At 40.6% G+C, this 18030-nt stretch carries 15 protein-coding genes and 3 pseudogenes; 11 read left to right on the forward strand and 7 right to left on the reverse strand.

All coding sequences use genetic code 11. From position 1 onward, the window contains the following. The first annotated feature begins 77 nt into the window (after positions 1 to 77). From CDG59_RS11985 to CDG59_RS12000, 4 genes are read left to right on the forward strand one after another with little or no spacing between them, the layout of a single operon-like run. On the forward strand, positions 78 to 1307 hold the full coding sequence (locus CDG59_RS11985; RefSeq protein ID WP_162620845.1) for an acyl-CoA dehydrogenase family protein: 1230 nt from the start codon (positions 78 to 80) through the stop codon (positions 1305 to 1307). Positions 1308 to 1322: 15 nt separating this feature from the next. Continuing rightward, positions 1323 to 2444 carry a phosphotransferase family protein gene (locus CDG59_RS11990; RefSeq protein WP_087545546.1) on the forward strand — a complete coding sequence of 374 codons (1122 nt, stop codon included), beginning with the start codon at positions 1323 to 1325 and terminating at the stop codon, positions 2442 to 2444. Then, on the forward strand, positions 2441 to 3139 hold the full coding sequence (locus tag CDG59_RS11995; protein ID WP_087545547.1) for a histidine phosphatase family protein: 699 nt from the start codon (positions 2441 to 2443) through the stop codon (positions 3137 to 3139). Before CDG59_RS11990 ends, CDG59_RS11995 begins: the two co-directional genes overlap by 4 nt. Positions 3140 to 3155: 16 nt before the next feature. Next, positions 3156 to 3899, forward strand: coding sequence for an SDR family oxidoreductase (locus tag CDG59_RS12000; RefSeq protein WP_087545548.1), 744 nt, complete (start codon positions 3156 to 3158; stop codon positions 3897 to 3899). Between the two features lie 256 nt (positions 3900 to 4155). Here the strand turns inward: CDG59_RS12000 and mpl are convergent, their stop codons facing one another. Continuing rightward, positions 4156 to 5517, reverse strand: coding sequence for a UDP-N-acetylmuramate:L-alanyl-gamma-D-glutamyl-meso-diaminopimelate ligase (gene mpl, locus CDG59_RS12005; protein ID WP_087545549.1), 1362 nt, complete (start codon positions 5515 to 5517; stop codon positions 4156 to 4158). 265 nt (positions 5518 to 5782) lie between these two features. Between mpl and CDG59_RS12010 the strand changes: the two genes are divergently transcribed. From CDG59_RS12010 to CDG59_RS12025, 4 genes are all read left to right on the forward strand, one after another. Further along, a complete protein-coding gene (locus CDG59_RS12010; protein ID WP_249571318.1) occupies positions 5783 to 6082 on the forward strand; it encodes a DMT family protein in 300 nt (99 codons plus the stop codon). Between the two features lie 134 nt (positions 6083 to 6216). Further along, positions 6217 to 6729 (forward strand): 5-(carboxyamino)imidazole ribonucleotide mutase, encoded by a 513-nt coding sequence (gene purE, locus CDG59_RS12015; protein ID WP_004660511.1) that lies wholly within the window; start codon positions 6217 to 6219, stop codon positions 6727 to 6729. Positions 6730 to 6740: 11 nt separating this feature from the next. Further along, entirely contained in the window at positions 6741 to 7862 is a 1122-nt protein-coding gene (locus CDG59_RS12020; RefSeq protein ID WP_087545551.1) for a 5-(carboxyamino)imidazole ribonucleotide synthase, read from the forward strand. A gap of 608 nt (positions 7863 to 8470) precedes the next feature. Beyond that, positions 8471 to 9763: a lytic murein transglycosylase gene (locus CDG59_RS12025; protein WP_087545552.1), complete on the forward strand. Its 1293-nt coding sequence runs from the start codon at positions 8471 to 8473 to the stop codon at positions 9761 to 9763. Positions 9764 to 9811: 48 nt separating this feature from the next. Here the strand turns inward: CDG59_RS12025 and CDG59_RS12030 are convergent, their stop codons facing one another. The 3 genes and pseudogenes from CDG59_RS12030 to CDG59_RS12040 all read right to left on the reverse strand — a co-directional run bounded on the left by CDG59_RS12030 (position 9812) and on the right by CDG59_RS12040 (position 11596). Next, the gene (locus tag CDG59_RS12030; RefSeq protein ID WP_087545560.1) at positions 9812 to 10195 is read right to left on the reverse strand and encodes a hypothetical protein; all 384 of its coding nucleotides are present in this window, start codon (positions 10193 to 10195) and stop codon (positions 9812 to 9814) included. Positions 10196 to 10315: 120 nt separating this feature from the next. Then, positions 10316 to 10666: pseudogene (locus CDG59_RS12035) on the reverse strand (matrixin family metalloprotease); the annotation flags it as partial. Between the two features lie 21 nt (positions 10667 to 10687). After that, positions 10688 to 11596: a matrixin family metalloprotease gene (locus tag CDG59_RS12040; protein WP_087545553.1), complete on the reverse strand. Its 909-nt coding sequence runs from the start codon at positions 11594 to 11596 to the stop codon at positions 10688 to 10690. Positions 11597 to 11772: 176 nt separating this feature from the next. On the opposite strand from CDG59_RS12040, the pseudogene CDG59_RS12045 reads away from it, so the two are divergent. Beyond that, positions 11773 to 12657, forward strand: a pseudogene (locus CDG59_RS12045) (MBL fold metallo-hydrolase). A gap of 46 nt (positions 12658 to 12703) precedes the next feature. Here the strand turns inward: CDG59_RS12045 and dnaK are convergent. The 3 genes and pseudogenes from dnaK to CDG59_RS12060 all read right to left on the reverse strand — a co-directional run. After that, on the reverse strand, positions 12704 to 14647 hold the full coding sequence (dnaK, locus tag CDG59_RS12050) for a molecular chaperone DnaK (RefSeq protein ID WP_087545554.1): 1944 nt from the start codon (positions 14645 to 14647) through the stop codon (positions 12704 to 12706). Between the two features lie 150 nt (positions 14648 to 14797). Continuing rightward, the gene (gene grpE, locus CDG59_RS12055; RefSeq protein ID WP_087545555.1) at positions 14798 to 15343 is read right to left on the reverse strand and encodes a nucleotide exchange factor GrpE; all 546 of its coding nucleotides are present in this window, start codon (positions 15341 to 15343) and stop codon (positions 14798 to 14800) included. 159 nt (positions 15344 to 15502) lie between these two features. Beyond that, positions 15503 to 15756: pseudogene (locus CDG59_RS12060) on the reverse strand (LysR substrate-binding domain-containing protein); the annotation flags it as partial. Between the two features lie 317 nt (positions 15757 to 16073). On the opposite strand from CDG59_RS12060, the gene CDG59_RS12065 reads away from it, so the two are divergent. Next, on the forward strand, positions 16074 to 17144 hold the full coding sequence (locus tag CDG59_RS12065) for an alpha/beta hydrolase (protein WP_205666458.1): 1071 nt from the start codon (positions 16074 to 16076) through the stop codon (positions 17142 to 17144). A 136-nt stretch (positions 17145 to 17280) separates the two neighbouring features. Then, positions 17281 to 17835: a peptidylprolyl isomerase A gene (locus CDG59_RS12070; protein ID WP_005158803.1), complete on the forward strand. Its 555-nt coding sequence runs from the start codon at positions 17281 to 17283 to the stop codon at positions 17833 to 17835. Positions 17836 to 18030: the final 195 nt, after the last annotated feature.

Below are 18030 nucleotides of genomic sequence, written 5' to 3' on the forward strand. Positions count from 1 at the left end.
CATAATAAATTTTCGCTTATGGTGATGTAAAGCAGCGAATCAAGCTTCGCCAAATTTTTACTTTGAGGGAAATGATGATGTTTGCATTATCTGAGCGCGCACAGGATTTTATTGCACGAACCAAAGCCTTTATCCAACAAGAAATTGAACCGATCGAAAAGGTATTTTGGGATGACGTCCATCATCTCAATGTGGATGGTGACTGGACCAAGTGGCAGTGGCCTGAACAATTACAACAATTGAAAGATAAGGCTAAAGCGGCTGGCTTATGGAATATGTTTTTGCCCGATGCGGAATTGGGTGCTGGTTTATCGGTTCAGGAATATGCGCATATTGCCGAACTGACTGGACGTAGCTTACTTGCACCCACCGTATTTAACTGTAATGCACCTGATAGCGGCAATATGGAAGTGTTATGGCGCTATGGTAGCGAGGCACAAAAACAGCAATGGTTGCAACCTTTGCTTGCAGGGGAAATCCGTTCAGTGTTCTGTATGACTGAACCCGCCGTGGCTTCCAGTGATGCCACTAATATGCAAGCCACGGCAGTGATTGATGGTGATGAAATCGTCCTGAATGGGCGTAAATGGTGGTCATCGGGCTTGGGTGATCCTAATGCCAAAGTGATTATCTTCATGGCTTATACCCCTGACGAGAGCAAAGACCGTCATCATCAACATTCGATGGTCTTAGTACCGATTGAAACGCAAGGCGTGACGATTGAAAGAATGTTGCCTGTGTTTGGTGATTACGATGCGCCGCATGGGCATGGACAGGTCAGTTTTGACAATGTGCGTGTACCCGTCAGCAGCTTTATTGGCGGCGCTGGGCAAGGTTTTGAAATCGCTCAAGGGCGTTTAGGGCCTGGACGAATCCATCATTGTATGCGTTGTATTGGCGCAGCTGAAAAAGCCTTAGAGTTGATGATTGATCGTGGCATGTCCCGTAAAGCATTTGGTAAAGAATTATTAAAGTTGGGTGGGAATTTAGAACGTGTGGCAGAAGCCCGTGTGCAAATCGACCAAGCCCGTTTATTAACGCTGTATGCGGCTTACAAGATGGACACTTTAGGTAATATGGCGGCACTCACCGAAATTTCTGCAATCAAAGTGGTTGCACCAACCGTATTGCAAAATGTGGTGGATATGGCGATTCAGATTCATGGCGGCGAAGGTGTGTCACGTGATACACCACTGACTGCATTCTTTAATCAAGCACGCAGTTTACGTTTAGCTGATGGACCAGACGAAGTACATAAGGGCATGATTGCTAAACTAGAACTCAAAAAACGTGGCTATGGTCGTTGATAAGGATATAAGAAAATGGCAGTGATTGATGTGGGTGGTCAGGTTCGGCATGGCGAAGAACTGGATATTTCCGCAGTGGAAACGTGGTTAAAAGACCAAGGTATAAATCTACAAGGACAGGCACAAGTCACCCAATATTCGGGGGGTGCATCGAATTGGACTTATCGCCTGCAATATGACAATGCAGATCTAATTTTACGCCGTCCACCGAAAGGCACCAAAGCCAAATCAGCACATGATATGGAACGTGAATACAATGTGCAGAAGCATCTTGCGCCGTTCTACCCTGTCCTGCCCGAAATGATGGCACTGTGTCAGGACGAGAGCGTAATTGGCTGTGATTTCTATGTGATGAAACGGATTGAAGGCATTATTCCACGTGCCAACCTACCCAAAGAATTACAGTTAGATGAGCAACAGGTTCAGCAACTGTGTTTGAATGTGCTGGATAAGCTGATTGAGTTGCATCAAGTGCCGTATCAAGGTACAGAATTGGAACAACTGGGCAAAGGTGAAGGTTATTGTCGCCGTCAAGTCGAAGGTTGGGATGCACGTTATAGCAAAGCACTCACGCCAAATGTACCTGATTTTGCTTTTGTGCGTGAGTGGTTGTTGGAACATATCCCTGCCGATGCTAAAACTTGCGTGATTCATAATGACTGGCGTTTTGATAATGTCATTTTAGATCCACAACAACCTACAAAAGTGATTGGTGTGCTGGATTGGGAAATGGCAACACTCGGTGATCCATTGATGGATTTGGGCAGCGCCCTTGCCTACTGGATTCAAGAGGATGATGATGCGCTGATGAAATCAAGCCGCCGTCAACCGACCAATTTAAAAGGTATGCTGACACGTCAACAGGTGGTGGATTACTATCTGGAAAAAACAGGTTTGCAACCAACGAATTGGGCCTTTTATGAAGTGTTTGGTTTGTTCCGTTTAGCCGTGATTGCGCAACAGATTTATTATCGTTATTACCATCAGCAAACTGATAATCCCGCCTTTAAGGATTTTTGGATTTTGATTCATGCCTTACATATTCGGGCCTTAAAACTGATTGCGCAAAACAATACTGAAGCACGTCCATTGATTCCTGAATATGCTGCAAAACTACAGGATATTTTAAAACGATGAGCACAATTTATTTGGTGCGGCATGGGCAAGCGTCGTTTGGTGCAGCGAGCTACGATCAGCTTTCAGCTAAAGGTGAACAACAGGCACAGGTTGTGGGTGATTTTTTTAAACAAACCCTAAAACATACTCCTCTCGTGATTGCTGGGTCAATGCAGCGTCATCAACAAACCGCGCAGTTGGCTTTGGCTCAGAATTTTCAAGACGTTGTGGTGCAAACAGAGTCTGCTTGGAATGAGTTTGATCATCAGCATGTGTTTGCTCAATATGAACCGCGGTTTAATCAGCCTGAATTGCTGAAACAGGATGTTGAATTGATGGCCAATCCACGTGCTTATCTGGCCAAAATCTTTGATGGTGCGATTGATCGTTGGATTGGAGCGCAATATGACCATGAATATCATGAAACATGGTTAGGCTTTCAATCACGTGTTGAGCAAGCATTGCAATCGCTTTGCGAAAGTATTGATATGACCAAGCATCGTCAAGCCGTCGTATTTAGTTCTGGTGGCGTGATTTCTGTGGCGGTAGGTAAAGTATTAGGTTTGAATGCAAAGCAGATCTTTGCGTTAAATTGGTCGATTGCCAATGCCAGTATTACCACACTGCGTTGGACAGATGGACGGTTGCAATTACTCAGCTTTAATGAGCATCATTATTTAAAAGCACGTGATGCTGAACTTTTAACATGGATTTAAAAAATAGGTGGCAGGCATGGCAAAGACCATTTTAATTACAGGGGCAAGCTCGGGTTTGGGCGCAGGTATGGCGCGTGAATTTGCTGCCAAAGGCTATAATCTTGCGTTGTGTGCACGGCGGCTGGAACGTTTGGAAACACTCAAACAGGAGCTACAAAGCCAGTTTTCGATTCAGGTTAAGATTAAAACCCTTGATGTGACCCATTACGATGATGTGTTTACGGTTTTTAAAGCCTTTCAGCAAGAATTTGGAACGATTGACCGAATTATTGTCAATGCAGGTGTGGGTGAAGGTCGCCGTATCGGTAAGGGTCATTTTGATGTAAACCGCGCTACGGCTGAAACCAATTTTATTTCGGCATTGGCGCAATGTGAAGCTGCGGTTGAAATCTTTAGGGCGCAAAATAAAGGACATTTGGTGGTGATTTCCTCGATGAGTGCAATGCGTGGTTTACCAAAGCATTTATCGACCTATGCTGCGAGCAAAGCAGCAGTGGCACATTTAGCGGAAGGCATTCGTGCCGAGTTGTTGAATACGCCAATTAAAGTCTCAACGATTTTCCCTGGCTATATTCGTACTGAATTGAATGAAGGTGCGAAGAAATTACCGTTTGAAGTGGATGAAAAAACGGGAAGTAAGGCTTTGGTGAAAGCGATTGAGAAGGAACCCGTGAAGGCGTATGTGCCGCAGTGGCCGTGGTTGCCAATGGGGATTGCAATGAAGATTCTGCCGTTGAAATTGGTGAATAAACTGAGTTGATTGCAATTTTAAATGCATGGATAAATATGTTTATTCGGCAATATTTCACAGCCTCATATAGGCTGAATAGTCGAGTTGTTTGGGTATAGGCGTTTCCTTACTTTTCATGGGTGAGGAGTTTACTCCGCAAGGTAACAAAAATCCTTTGAGAGGGTACGTCCATGTAACCCCTGCTCAACGGGCGGCATCCATGCCGCCTGTCACGGTAGTAAATACCGTGACAAGATTGAATTACGAAAGTGTGCTATAGGCTAGATTACGACAAAGCCGTAATCAACTTTTGGTGTAATCCACCAAAACCACCATTGGACATGATCACCACAGCATCGCCCTCACCTGCTTCATTCACCACACGGGCAATGATCTCATCTAAAGAGCGGCTAACTTCGGCCTTGTTTGATGAAGCGGCAATCACAGGCTGTAAATCCCAGTCCAAGCCTTCTGGTTGATACCAGATCACTTCATCGGCTAAACGTGCAGAATGTGCCAAACCATCTTTATGGCTGCCCATACGCATAGTGTTAGAGCGTGGCTCAATGATCGCCCACAGTTTACGTTCGCCTAGACGTTTACGTGCGCCGTCCAGCGTGGTTTCAATTGCGGTTGGATGATGGGCAAAGTCATCATAGACTTCGATACCACGCACCGTACCTAACAGCTCCATACGGCGTTTAACGCCACCGAAGTTGGATAAGGCTTCACAGGCTTGTTCAATCGTTACACCGACATGCTGAGCTGCGGCAATGGTGGCTAAAGCATTGGCAACACTGTGTTGCCCTGTCATGTTCCATTTCACTTCACCAATCACTTGACCGTGTTCAAGCACGTTAAAATGACTGCCATCAGCACTGATCAGCTCCGCAGATAAAGCAGCTTGGTCATTTGGCTCAAGACTGGTACGAACCACAGGCGTCCAGCAGCCCTGTTCTAGCACTTCATCAATATTGGTTTCAGTAATCGGCGCAATAATACGACCTTCACTTGGAATGGTACGCACTAAATGGTGAAACTGTTTTTGAATGGCAGCGAGGTCATCAAAGATGTCGGCATGGTCAAATTCAAGGTTGTTTAAAATCGCTGTTTTAGGGTGATAGTGAACGAACTTAGAACGCTTATCGAAGAAGGCAGAATCATACTCATCGGCTTCTACACAGAAATATTTGCCACCACCTAAACGTGCACTTTCACTAAAACCAAGCGGTACGCCACCAATCAAAAAGCCAGGGTTTAAACCTGCTTGATCAAGCACCCAAGCCAGCATGGTCGTGGTTGTGGTTTTGCCATGTGTCCCCGCCACACCAAGTACATGCTTGCCCTGCAAGACATGATCTGCCAAAAACTGTGGGCCAGAAATATAAGGCAGGCCTTCATTCAGCATGTATTCAATGGCATCAATGCCACGTTTCATGGCATTACCGACGATCACAAGATCAGGATGCGGTTGCAAGTGGCTACGGTCATAGCCCTGCATCAATTCAATACCTGCATTTTCCAGTTGAGTCGACATGGGTGGATAAACATTGGCATCTGAACCTGTGACTTTATGTCCTAAATCTCGTGCGAGTAGAGCCAAAGACCCCATAAATGTGCCACAAATACCCAAAATATGCAGATGCATAATGCGCCTTCTCCACTGCTTTACATACAGCACTAATCTCGTGTGTATGATTGTCGTTATCAATAAAAATCAATCGCAACGATAGCAAGGCTGACATGGAAAAGATAGTCAAAATTCGTTGTTGTTATTAACTTAAAATTGAGTGATTTTAACGTTATTCTGATGTATTCAAATGCAAATGATTCAGCCCTTATTTTTATAAAAGGACATCCGATTGAGCCCTACACTTTTAGCATTATGTTTGTTGATCATTTCTAACTGTTTTATGACGATGGCGTGGTATGGGCATCTGAAAATTTTACACAATGCGCCGCTTTGGCAAGCGATTTTGTTTAGTTGGTTGATTGCTCTATTGGAATATAGTTTTATGATTCCTGCAACTAAACTATTAAATCAACAGGGTTGGAGTTTGGGCGAAATGAAAATCACCCAAGAAGTTGTTACGCTGATTGTGTTTGTGCCCTTTATGATTTTTCTGTTTAAACAACCATTCAAGTTGGATTATGTCTGGGCGATGTTTTGCTTAATGGGCTGTGTCTATTTTGTGTTCCGTAACCAGAGCTAATTTTTCGGCTACTGCCCTAATGTTCTTTATTTGGGGATGCCTGAAAAAACCGCTATAATATTTTCCAGTTTATTCCTTTGTGCTTGGCGTAAGTCGAGACATTTCCCTATTTTTATCATGTTTTGGAAAAGCCAATGAATGCGGTCGCAACAGATAGCCAACCTTTAGTCGGAATTATCATGGGTTCTCAATCCGATTGGGCAACACTTGAACATACCGCTAATATGCTCAAACAATTGGGTGTTCCTTTTGAAGCTGAGGTGGTTTCTGCGCACCGTACGCCAGATCGTTTATTTGAATATGCTGAAACAGCACGTGATCGTGGTATTCAGGTGATTATTGCAGGTGCGGGTGGCGCGGCGCATTTACCTGGGATGTGTGCTGCTAAAACTGATTTACCTGTGCTTGGCGTGCCTGTTAAATCTTCAATTTTAAATGGCGTTGACTCATTGCTTTCGATTGTACAAATGCCAGCGGGTATTGCTGTGGGAACACTGGCAATTGGTCAGGCAGGTGCAACCAATGCGGCAATTCTTGCAGCGCAAATTCTAGGTTTAACCCGCCCAGATATTGCTAAAAATGTGGCTGATTTCCGCACAGCTCAAACGGAAAAAGTATCGAACAATAACATTCCTGGTCAAGTATAACGGGGCCAATCATGAATAAAACCATCGGTATTTTTGGTGGTGGACAGCTTGGGCGCATGATGGCGCAAGCAGCTTTACCACTCAATATTCAATGTAGCTTTTTCGAAGCCGAAACAGACTGCCCAGCAGCTATTTTAGGTCATGTATTTTCAAGTAAAAATCCAGAAGCACTACAAGATTTCATCGCAAGTGCCGATGTATTCAGTCTTGAATTTGAAAATACGCCTGTTGCTGATGTAGATGTTTTGACCCAAACCAAAACACTGCACCCTCCTCGCCTTGCTTTGGCGACAGCACAAAATCGCTTGGCAGAAAAAAGTTTGTTTGATGAACTCGGTATTCCAGTTGCACCGTATCGTGCTGTGGATAGCTTAGAGAGCTTAAAGCAAGCCGTGGCTGAACTTGGATTACCTATCGTATTAAAAACCGTAACAGGTGGCTACGATGGTAAAGGTCAGTTCGTATTACGTTCTGAAGATCAAATTGATACAGCTTGGGCTGAATTAGGGCCTGCCAAAAGCTTGATTGCTGAAAGTTTTGTGAAATTTAGCCGTGAAGTATCCATTATTGCGGTGCGTGGACAGGATGGCGATGTCAAAACTTGGGCACTGGCTGAAAACCACCATCACAATGGCATATTGTCACACTCAATCGTTCCTGCACCAAATAGCACAGATTTACAACCAGTTGCACAAGACTATATTACTCGGTTGTTAAATCATCTTAATTATGTGGGTGTGCTTACGCTTGAGTTATTCGTGACCGAACAAGGGCTTTATGCTAATGAAATGGCATGTCGTGTTCATAATTCAGGACATTGGTCGATTGAGGGTGCGATTTGCTCGCAGTTTGAAAATCATATCCGTGCAGTAGCAGGCTTGCCGCTAGGAGCAACCGATGTTGTGCGCCCAACAGTGATGATCAATATCATTGGTCAACACCCGAAATCAGAAGATGTTTTAGCACTGAAAGGTGCGCATTTACATCTTTATAATAAGTCTGAGCGTGCAGGTCGTAAGTTGGGCCATATCACACTGATGCCGAATGACCGTGATGATTTAACCGACTTGTGTCGTCAGTTGGCAAAGATTTTACCAGTTCCATTAGCACTGACAGATGATATGAATCTCTAAACTTATCCACATTATCTAAAAGCGATCTTTGGATCGCTTTTTTTATTGCGTATGATTTTTTGAATTTAAAGTTTTAAATTCAAAAAATGTGCGATACCATTTTTGGAGTGCTGTGGATAACTTTAAACTGGGCTTTTGAATTTAAATTATAGTGGATTGTTGAGTGTTGTGGTTTAAATTCAAAAATATGCATTTTTTAAATTTAAACCAAAGGTGTTGCTGTGTTTTGAATTTAAATTTTGAGGCTGTGGATATCTATTTTTGATCTTAATTTTATGAAATGTAAGGAATAATCTATAGATTCAAGCTGTTTTAGTAAATTGGAATGAATTTAAATGAAGTATCTATTTTTGAATTTAAAAACATGGTTGATATGAAGTTATTTTTAAATTCAAACATACAGATAGTGATTGATGCTTGTTTTGAATTTAAATGAAGGGTGTTGGTAACTTTTAAATTTAAAACGATGGTGGAGTTATGAATTTAAAAATTAGGTTTTAAATTTAAAAGACAATAAATGAATTCAAAGTTACGTTTCCAAACGATACATATTCAAACAGCATGTTAAGGTGATATGGAAATTTAAATTCAAATATTTTGGTTAAGTCATGAAACATTATTTTTCTTTTTTTCTAGGCACTGCCTTATTTGCTTTATTTAATCAAGCGCATGCAGAACTCATTATTAATGGTGAAACGGTGTCAGCGACAACGACTGCACCATCCAACAGTGCCTATTCACCAAATACAAATTTCCAGTCGTGTATTGCGAACTTGCGTTCTCAGGCAATTGCATCTGGGGTGTCTGGTGCGACTTATGATCGTTATACACAAAACCTAACGCCTGATTATTCGGTCATAGACAAATTGAATTATCAACCTGAATTTTCGACTCCAATTTGGGACTATTTATCAGGTTTGGTTGATGATGAGCGTGTCCAAGTGGGCAAACAAAAACTTGCTCAACATCGTGCTGTTTTAAATCGAGTTGAACAGGCTTATGGTGTTCCTGCGGAAACGGTGGTGGCGGTGTGGGGTGTGGAAAGTAACTATGGCGATATTTCAGGGAAATATCCTTTATTACAAGCCTTAGGTACATTAAGTTGTGAGGGACGCCGCCAAAGTTATTTCCGTGGCGAGCTTTTTGCCGCGATGCGTATTTTACAGCGCGGTGATTTAACCCAAGATCAGCTTTATGGTTCTTGGGCAGGGGCTTTTGGTCATACCCAGTTTATGCCATCGACTTATGAGCGTTTAGCGGTTGATTTTGATGCTGATGGTCGCCGTGATCTGGTTTCAAGTACCACAGATGCTCTGGCTTCAACGGCCAATTTCCTAAAACGGGCAGGGTGGCAAACAGGTATGCCGTGGGGCTTTGAAGTGACAATTCCACAAGGTATGTCAGTTGCAGGTGAAAACCGCCGTAATAAAAGGTCGCTGAATAGCTGGGTTGCACAGGGTGTGACTCGTGCTGATGGTACAGCTTTAATTCAAGGTAATTTATCGGGTAGTACGCCTGCTGGATTGATTTCACCTGCGGGCGCGAATGGTCCAATATTTTTGGTCTTTAAAAACTTTGATGCAATTTATAGCTATAACGCTGCTGAAAGTTATGGTTTAGCGATCGCTCATTTATCTGATCGTTTACGTGGTGGTACAGCATTTTTAACGTCTTGGCCAACGGATGATGCAGGGACTTCTCGAGCAGAGCGTCGCGAAATTCAGCAGTTTTTGGTCAAGCGAGGTTATGATATTGGTGTGGTGGATGGATTGATTGGAGACAAAAGTCGTCAAGCCATTCGCCAAGAGCAAACGCGCTTAGGCCTGAATCCTACAGGTCGTGCTGGTCAACAAATTTTACGTGCATTTAGGCAAGAGCAAGCAAAACAAATGATGCAATAAATATATTTAAATAAAATAAGGTCTGCTTAAACACAGACCTTATTTTATTTAGGGTGCAGCATCTAATTTTATGGCTTCTAAAATATCAAAAATCACCGCAGTGACATCTTGGCTTAAATCACGATCATTAAAAATCTCGTAAGCAGTAATGGTCACATCTGTATCGCTAGGTAGTTGTTTTTGTTCTTCTTCAATCAGGTGTTCAATTGGCAAGAGCGTTTGTTTAACTTCGAGATGTAGAACTTCATTATAAGCAAGATTCTCATCTTCAAACTCTAATTCATGTTCATTGAAATAGGGGATCAAAATAGAATGAAGATACGGACTAAGATCCTGAATATCTAAGATTTCAATATCACGAGTCTGTTCAATCGTACTGATGTGGTCATTCACTTCAATGAGGATATGATAATAACTCATGCTGATCTCCATTAAGACTAAGATGATGTTTTGACACCACAATAACATGAATAAATCAAAAGAATCGACTCATTGTTACGATCTTTTTAAAAACATCAGCTTATAGATTTCTCATATCCTTATAACAGAGACTTAACGAGAAAAGCCGAGTAGTTCCAGATCGACATCTGCGAGTTGGAAGTTCTTCGCATCTTGTTCCTTGATTCTTGGATACATCAGTGATTTTGGATCTTTGGTATGCTTTAAACCTAGTGCATGTCCAAACTCATGTGCCAGAGTGAGGCGTTAATCATCCAGTGATGAAAATTCATAAATAAAAATCTGTTTACCATTAAAATGCCCTTTGTGAAACAAACGTGGCTGAAATGTTTGATTAAATTGATGAGCTGATGCTACAAGTTGCTTATTATTTTGATTGAGTTTTTGAATATCTCGATTAAGTTGCTGAGTTTTTTGATTATAAACTTGAATCTCTTGTTGTAGGGCGAATTCAGCCATAAAAGGCTATCTTGTTAATAATAAATCACGGTCAGCCTGAGTGAGACGGAAATGGTCCATCTCTTGATCTTTCATAATAGGGTACATTAAAGCTTGAGGGCTGTTTGCATGTTGTAAACCAAGGGCGTGTCCTAGTTCATGTGCTAGTGTTAATCGTAAATCGTTATCTGATTCAAACTCATAGATTAAAATTTGTTTTCCATTAAATAAGCCTTTATGAAATAAATGTGGTTGAAAGCGTTGTTTGTATTGTTTGACTGAAGCATCTAGTTGTTGATCCAGTGAGTTAAGTTCATCTATTTTTTGATTTAATTGAGTAATTCTTTGATTGTATTGATTAACTTCTTGTTGCACTAACTCAATATTACTTTGTAGCTCTTGTTGTTTCTGCTGAAAATATGTCGAATTCCCAGATGAAGATTGGTTGTGTTGAGCAGAAAGCTGCTCTTGATTATATTGCTGAATTTGTTGATTGAGTTGTTCTTGTTTTAAATCTAAAAATTGCTTACTCCGCATAATTTCTTGTTCAATTTGGTCTAATTGCTGTTTTTTATCTTTCCATACCTGTTGATTCGCTTCGAGTTGAGTTATATGTTCTCGGCGTTGTTCACTTTCTTGTTGGCGTTCATCGTAAATGAGGTGAATCGCAAGTTGGGCATTGGGGTCATAAACAAAATAATCTTGACCTGTACCATCTTTCCAAATTTGAGTTGCTTGTTGGCTAATTTCTTGTACTTGTTCAATACTGAGTTTAAAACGAGGATCTACCTCAGCGATTCGATAACGCAGGCGAGTATCTGTTGGATGAGTGATACGGTCAGCTAATGAATTGAATTTTAGTTGAGGATGTTTCTGAGTTTGATAACTTAACCCTAATAAGAAAATAATTAACCCTGAAAAAATTAAAAAGCGCATGATTGTATTTTCTATTCTTCTGAAAATGAGATGAATCAGTTTAAGAGAGACTTTTGATCTAAATAAATTGAACTATAACAAGAATAAGAAATATCTGGAAAATATATCAACATGTATCACATTCTGCTTTAATGCATATTCTGAAGGAATAAATAAAATAAACACTAAGGCACAATATGCTGAAATATTTATTGAAAGCGCCTGATACTGTATGAACAGCAGATTCTCCTGCTGAGGCAAACGTTAAAAATTTAAAAATCAAATATTTGGGGACAGCGGGATTCATTCTTTCTGATCAGCATCGTACAGTTGTGCTTGATCCTTTTATCAGTCGTCCAAACTTAACCCAAACGTTTACTCAGCGTTTATTGAGTGATCCTGAATTAGTCAGACAACATATACCAAATGCAGATGATGTATTGATTGGGCATGCCCATTACGATCATATTTTAGATGCACCTGAGGTTTGTAAGCAAACAGGAGCACGTTTAATTGGATCCAAAGCGACTTTAATGTATGGACGTTCAGCAGGCCTGTTGGAACAGCAGATGCTTGAAACAAAGGGAAGAGAAATCATAGATTGTGGTCAATGGCAAGTGGTGGGTTTACCATCCATACATGGTAAGGCACTGTTTGGCCTTGTGCCTTTACCAGGGGATATGACCACACCTCCGCCTTATCCGCCCAGATTTCATCATCTGCGGCATGGTCAGGTCTTCAACTGGTGGATTCATACGGGCAAGCTCAGTGTGGTGCATATTGATTCAGCCGACTTTATCGAGCAGGAATTGCAGGGGCGAGAGGCTGATATTGTGTGTCTATGCGCGATTGGACGTAAGTATCGTCCCAACTATGTCAAAGATGTGGTGCGACTACTGAAACCGAAATACATTATTCCATGTCATTGGGATAGCATGGTGACACCGATTGATGCACCACCACAGTTATTACCTGGGGTGAACATTCCTGAGTTTATTGAAGAAATAAAAGCCTGTGGCGTTATACCTTTGTTTATGCCAATTTTGGGCGAACTTTGTTTTGAACAAAATGACTTATCTTAAAATATAAAAAACCGCGCTTTCGCGCGGTCTTTTTTAAAGCGACAAATTATTTTTTGTCATCTTTTACTTCAGTGAACTCAGCATCTACAACACCGTCGTCCGCTTTTTGTTGTTGACCCGCATCGCCGCCTTGGAATGCATTTGGATCAAAACCTTGCGCGCCGCCCGCTTGTTGAGCCGCTTCGTATGCACGTTGACTGATTGGCATAATGATGTTTTGCAGCGCTTCAGTTTTCGCTTTAATGTCTTCTACATCGTTTTCTTTCGTAGAAGCTTCAAGCTCAGAAACAGCAGTTTCAATTGCTGTTTTTTCATCAGCAGTTACTTGTTCGCCAAGATCTTTGATTGCTTTTTGCGCGCTAGAAACAAGTGCATCTGCTTCGTTACGTGCTTTCGCTAACTCTTCAAATTTACGATCTTCTTCAGCATTCGCTTCAGCATCTTTGATCATTGCTTCGATTTCAGCATCAGACAAACCTGAGTTTGCTTTAATCTGGATAGATTGCTCTTTACCCGTGCTCTTATCTTTAGCCGATACTTTCAAGATACCATCAGCGTTGATGTCGAATGATACTTCAATTTGCGGTACACCACGTGGCGCAGGTGGAATGTCGCCTAATTGGAAGTTACCCAACAATTTGTTTTGTTGAGCCATTTTACGTTCACCTTGGTAAACCGAAATGTCTACAGCAGGCTGGTTGTCAGCAGCGGTAGAGAACACTTGTGATTTCTTCGCAGGAATCGTGGTGTTCTTCTCAATGATCGGAGTCAATACGCCGCCCATTGTTTCGATACCTAAAGTTAATGGTGTTACGTCTAATAGAAGAACGTCAGTTTTGTCACCAGACAATACCGCACCTTGAATCGCAGCACCGATTGCAACTGCTTCGTCAGGGTTCACGTCTTTACGTGGCTCTTTACCAAAGAATTCTTGTACTTTTTGTTGTACAAGTGGCATACGAGACTGACCACCAACTAAAATTACGTCAGAGATGTCTGAAGTCGAAAGACCCGCATCTTTAAGCGCGATTTTGCAAGGCTCGATTGTACGAGCAACTAAATCAGCAACCAAACCTTCAAGTTTTGCACGTGTTACGTTGATCACTAAGTGTTTAGGACCAGTTGCATCAGCAGTGATGTATGGAAGGTTGATTTCAGTTGCATTTGATGAAGAAAGCTCGATTTTTGCTTTTTCAGCAGCTTCTTTCAAACGTTGTAACGCAAGTGGATCATTTTTCAAGTTCACACTTTGTTCTTTCTTGAACTCTTCAACCAAGAATTCAATTAACGCGTTATCAAAGTCTTCACCACCAAGGAATGTATCACCATTTGTTGATAACACTTCGATTTGTTGGTCGCCATCAAGGTCTGCGATTTCAATGATTGATACGTCGAATGTACCACCACCTAAGTCGTAAACTGCAACTTTACGGTCGCCTTCTTTTTTGTCCATACCGAACGCAAGCGCCGCAGCAGTTGGTTCGTTAATGATACGTTTAACGTCTAAACCAGCGATTTTACCCGCATCTTTAGTTGCTTGACGTTGCGCATCGTTAAAGTAAGCAGGAACGGTAATTACCGCTTCAGTAACAGTTTCACCTAAATAGTCTTCTGCAGTTTTCTTCATCTTTTTCAAGATTTCAGCAGAGATCTGTTGAGGCGCTAATTTTTTATCGTTTACTTCAACCCAAGCATCGCCATTATCTGCTTTGATGATTTTGTAAGGTACAAGACCGATATCTTTTTGTACCGCTTGATCTTCATAACGACGACCGATTAAACGCTTGATTGCGAATAATGTATTTTTCGGGTTTGTTACAGCCTGACGTTTAGCGCTTTGACCCACTAAGATCTCGCCATCTTTATAAGCGATGATTGATGGAGTTGTACGTGCGCCTTCAGCATTTTCGATTACTTTTACTTTATCGCCTTCAAGTACAGCAACACATGAGTTGGTAGTACCTAAGTCAATACCAATAATTTTTGCCATTTGGAATGTTCCTCTAAAATTTTGTTGCAATGTTTTGCTTGTTATTCGATATGAGAGTCAATCAGTTTTTTTCAAGCATTTTTATGAAAAAAAATCAAAAAACTCTCAAAATTCTGCACTTTTGAGCAAATAAATACTTTGCTCTGTAGATTATTGACCCACCATCACCATCGCTGGGCGGAGTAGGCGACCATTTAAGGTATAACCTTTTTGCAATACAGTGCCGATTTGGTTCGCTTGAGCATTTGGATCGATACCGACTGCTTGATGAAGGTCTGCGTTGAAACCATTTTGTGTATCTGCTTCAACTACACCAAATTTTTCAAGTGTTGTCAGTAGCGATTTCAAAGTCAGTTTTACACCTTCCAGTAAAGGTGTTTGTTCTTCACCCGCGGCTTGAATTGCACGTTCAAGATTATCGACAGAATCCAGTAATTCTTTAGCAAATTTCTCAAGAACGGTATCTTTGTGTTTTTCAGATTCACGCTGGATACGTTCAACACTCTTTTGTGCTTCGTACACGGCATTTGCGGTACGGGCTTTTTCAAGTTTCAAGCTTTCTTCGAGTTTGGTGATTTGCGCTTGTAAATCTTCAACGCTAAGCTCGTTTGCTTGCTCTACACCTTCAGCTTGAGTTTGTTCAGTTTGTTGCTCATTTTGAATGTCTTGAGCTTGCTCATTTTGCTCATTAGCCATTGATGATCTCCGTTGAAAAAAGTTCTTAAACATGTACAGTCCTTTTGGCGTGAATGCTCATAGGGTTAAACCCGAACTGCCACATCTTGGTCATTCATAGATAGGGATGAAGTATGGGCAAGGCGACAAAATTCAAGCGTTCAGGTCAATTTAAATCTTTTAATTTTGCTGATTTAAGTAAAAATTTAAGTTTTCGATCACGAAAGCAATAAATTTCTGGGTTATTTTCGGTAAATGTTGCCTTGATGCATAGACTAACCACAAGGTTAGGTCGGGTGCAAAAAATCTGTAAATACCTGTTGTAAACGTTGTTGTGCAATATCCTGACGCACCAATAGCGTTGGTAACATGGCAATGCCTTCTGCTTTGAGACACATTTGATACAGCGCAATCACATCATTACTTTTAAACGTATTGATGAAGCATACCATTGCGTAGCAGGATCAAACCAAATGGCAATATTTCCGCGATGAAAAGCCTTTACAGATAGGTTTGTGCAACAAAGCCATTAGAAATATTAAAAAATCAGAAAATACCTCTTTTACCTGTGCTTGAGCTTGGCTATTGGCATGAAAGGCAAGCAGTGATTAGCAAAATGGTTAATGACTTTTTAAGATAAGCCATTTAGGTTACAGCATGATTTTGAATTCTTTATCTTGATCTACGACTTTATAACAGCATATAGTCGATATGAACAAGAACTATGGACAGGGCGAAAAAGGGGAAGAACGTGTCAGCATTACCTCAAAAAATTCAAACGATTTTAGATAAAGGACAAGGTCCTGCTGCACGAGCGCTAGATAAGCTGCCTAATATTGTACAAGAATCATTGGCGAAAGTTTTAGGCTACCCATATCAATATCCATATTTGGATGCTTTTACAAAATGCTTAATGGCAGTTCAAATTAAACAAGGGCGTGTTGGTTTTATTGGAGACGATCCGATCGAATCTCGCCGTCAATTTGATACACAAATGTTAGCGATTTTAAATAAATCGACTTCTATAGAATCGGTAGAAGATATACGTCTGCCTTTACAGAGTGGCACTGTTTTCGCAAGGCATTATCATCCTGCACCTAATAAAAAATTACCGATGATCGTGTTCTATCACGGTGGTGGTTTCGTCGTTGGTGGTTTAGATACGCATGATGAAGCCTGTCGACTCATTGCGAAGTACGCAAAAGTACAAGTTCTGAGTATCGATTATCCGCTTGCACCAGAAGCATCTCCGCAGTTACTCATTAAATCTTGTGATGATGCATTAGCATGGGTGTATCAAAATCGTCGTCAGCTAAAAATTTATAAAAATCGTATCGCTGTTGCTGGAGATAGTGCAGGAGGAAATATTAGTACTGTAGTTGCACAGCATGCGGTTGGTAAATCATATGCACCACAAGCTCAGTTGTTGTTTTATCCTGTTGTAGATTTTAAAAGTAAACATCCTTCTTTTTATGCCTATGGTCAGGGTCTGGTGTTAACTAGTAAAGATGTAGATTACGTCACTAAACATTATTCAACACAGCATCAAGTTGCGTTAGATGATCCATTAATCTCACCTACGTATGGAAGTCTTAAAAAACTAGCTCCAGCATTTGTGGTAACAGCAGGGCATGATTTATTACATGATGAAGGTGAGATTTATAGCCATAAACTAAGACAAAGTGGTGTTAAAGTGCATTATGTAGATTATCCAGATCAAACGCATGGATTTATTAATCTCACACCGATTTCGAGTAAAGCTAAACGCAATACAATCGAAATCGCTAAAAACTTCAGAAAGTTTTGGGATAAACACAATTAAATTAATCAGCCTATGTTTCACGTGGAACATAGGTTTTTTTATTAGTAAATAACAAATAGAAATAGCAAAAATAAATCTGTAAAACTAATATTGAGAAGTACAACAAATCACTCGTTAAAATCAGAGAAAAGCAATCATGAAAAAGTTGTTGATGACAACCAGTCTACTATTAGTAAGCAGCCATTTATTTGCCAACACAATGGTTGATATGAAAACCAGTATGGGAAATATTGAAATTGAACTTTTTAACGATAAAGCACCTGTATCAGCAAAAAATTTTGAAAGCTATGTAAAAAGTAACTTTTATGCTGGAACTATTTTTCATCGAGTCATCCCAGGATTTATGATTCAAGGCGGGGGGATGGATGCCAATATGATTGAGAAGGTAACTAAAGCACCTATTAGTAATGAAGCAAGCAATGGTTTGAAAAATACGCGCGGTACATTGGCAATGGCTCGTACTAGTGATCCTAACTCTGCTACGAGTCAATTTTTTATTAACGTTGCTGACAACACTTTCCTAAATCGTTCACAAATGGATGCTGGTTATGCTGTATTTGGTAAGGTAACGAAAGGAATGAATATTGTTGATAAAATTGTTAGTGTTCCTACAGGTAACTATGGAATGCATCAAAATGTCCCTAAACAGCCGATTAAAATCATTAGTGTTCAGATAAAGAACAAGAAGTAAAAATTAAAGCAGAAATATTTTTAAATATTTCTGCTTTAATTCAATTTGATCATCAAAATTAGGTGGAATTACATCCATATTTTTAATTAAGTCATTAAATTACATATACTTACTTTGTTTAAATTCACTTTTAAGAAAATTAATAAATTTTAAATTATATAAATCAGTAAATTAGGTAGGTTGAAGTTTAAAAAA

The organism is Acinetobacter sp. WCHA29 (assembly GCF_002165335.1).
GTDB lineage: Bacteria > Pseudomonadota > Gammaproteobacteria > Pseudomonadales > Moraxellaceae > Acinetobacter.

What these genes read in the sequence shown, in the direction of transcription:
- CDG59_RS11985 (WP_162620845.1), top strand. Translation starts at nt 78, where the DNA reads ATGTTTGCATTATCTGAGCGCGCACAGGATTTTATTGCACGAACCAAA.
- CDG59_RS11990 (WP_087545546.1), top strand. Translation starts at nt 1,323, where the DNA reads ATGGCAGTGATTGATGTGGGTGGTCAGGTTCGGCATGGCGAAGAACTG.
- CDG59_RS11995 (WP_087545547.1), top strand. Translation starts at nt 2,441, where the DNA reads ATGAGCACAATTTATTTGGTGCGGCATGGGCAAGCGTCGTTTGGTGCA.
- CDG59_RS12000 (WP_087545548.1), top strand. Translation starts at nt 3,156, where the DNA reads ATGGCAAAGACCATTTTAATTACAGGGGCAAGCTCGGGTTTGGGCGCA.
- mpl (WP_087545549.1), bottom strand. Translation starts at nt 5,517, where the DNA reads ATGCATCTGCATATTTTGGGTATTTGTGGCACATTTATGGGGTCTTTG.
- CDG59_RS12010 (WP_249571318.1), top strand. Translation starts at nt 5,783, where the DNA reads ATGACGATGGCGTGGTATGGGCATCTGAAAATTTTACACAATGCGCCG.
- purE (WP_004660511.1), top strand. Translation starts at nt 6,217, where the DNA reads ATGAATGCGGTCGCAACAGATAGCCAACCTTTAGTCGGAATTATCATG.
- CDG59_RS12020 (WP_087545551.1), top strand. Translation starts at nt 6,741, where the DNA reads ATGAATAAAACCATCGGTATTTTTGGTGGTGGACAGCTTGGGCGCATG.
- CDG59_RS12025 (WP_087545552.1), top strand. Translation starts at nt 8,471, where the DNA reads ATGAAACATTATTTTTCTTTTTTTCTAGGCACTGCCTTATTTGCTTTA.
- CDG59_RS12030 (WP_087545560.1), bottom strand. Translation starts at nt 10,195, where the DNA reads ATGGAGATCAGCATGAGTTATTATCATATCCTCATTGAAGTGAATGAC.
- CDG59_RS12040 (WP_087545553.1), bottom strand. Translation starts at nt 11,596, where the DNA reads ATGCGCTTTTTAATTTTTTCAGGGTTAATTATTTTCTTATTAGGGTTA.
- dnaK (WP_087545554.1), bottom strand. Translation starts at nt 14,647, where the DNA reads ATGGCAAAAATTATTGGTATTGACTTAGGTACTACCAACTCATGTGTT.
- grpE (WP_087545555.1), bottom strand. Translation starts at nt 15,343, where the DNA reads ATGGCTAATGAGCAAAATGAGCAAGCTCAAGACATTCAAAATGAGCAA.
- CDG59_RS12070 (WP_005158803.1), top strand. Translation starts at nt 17,281, where the DNA reads ATGAAAAAGTTGTTGATGACAACCAGTCTACTATTAGTAAGCAGCCAT.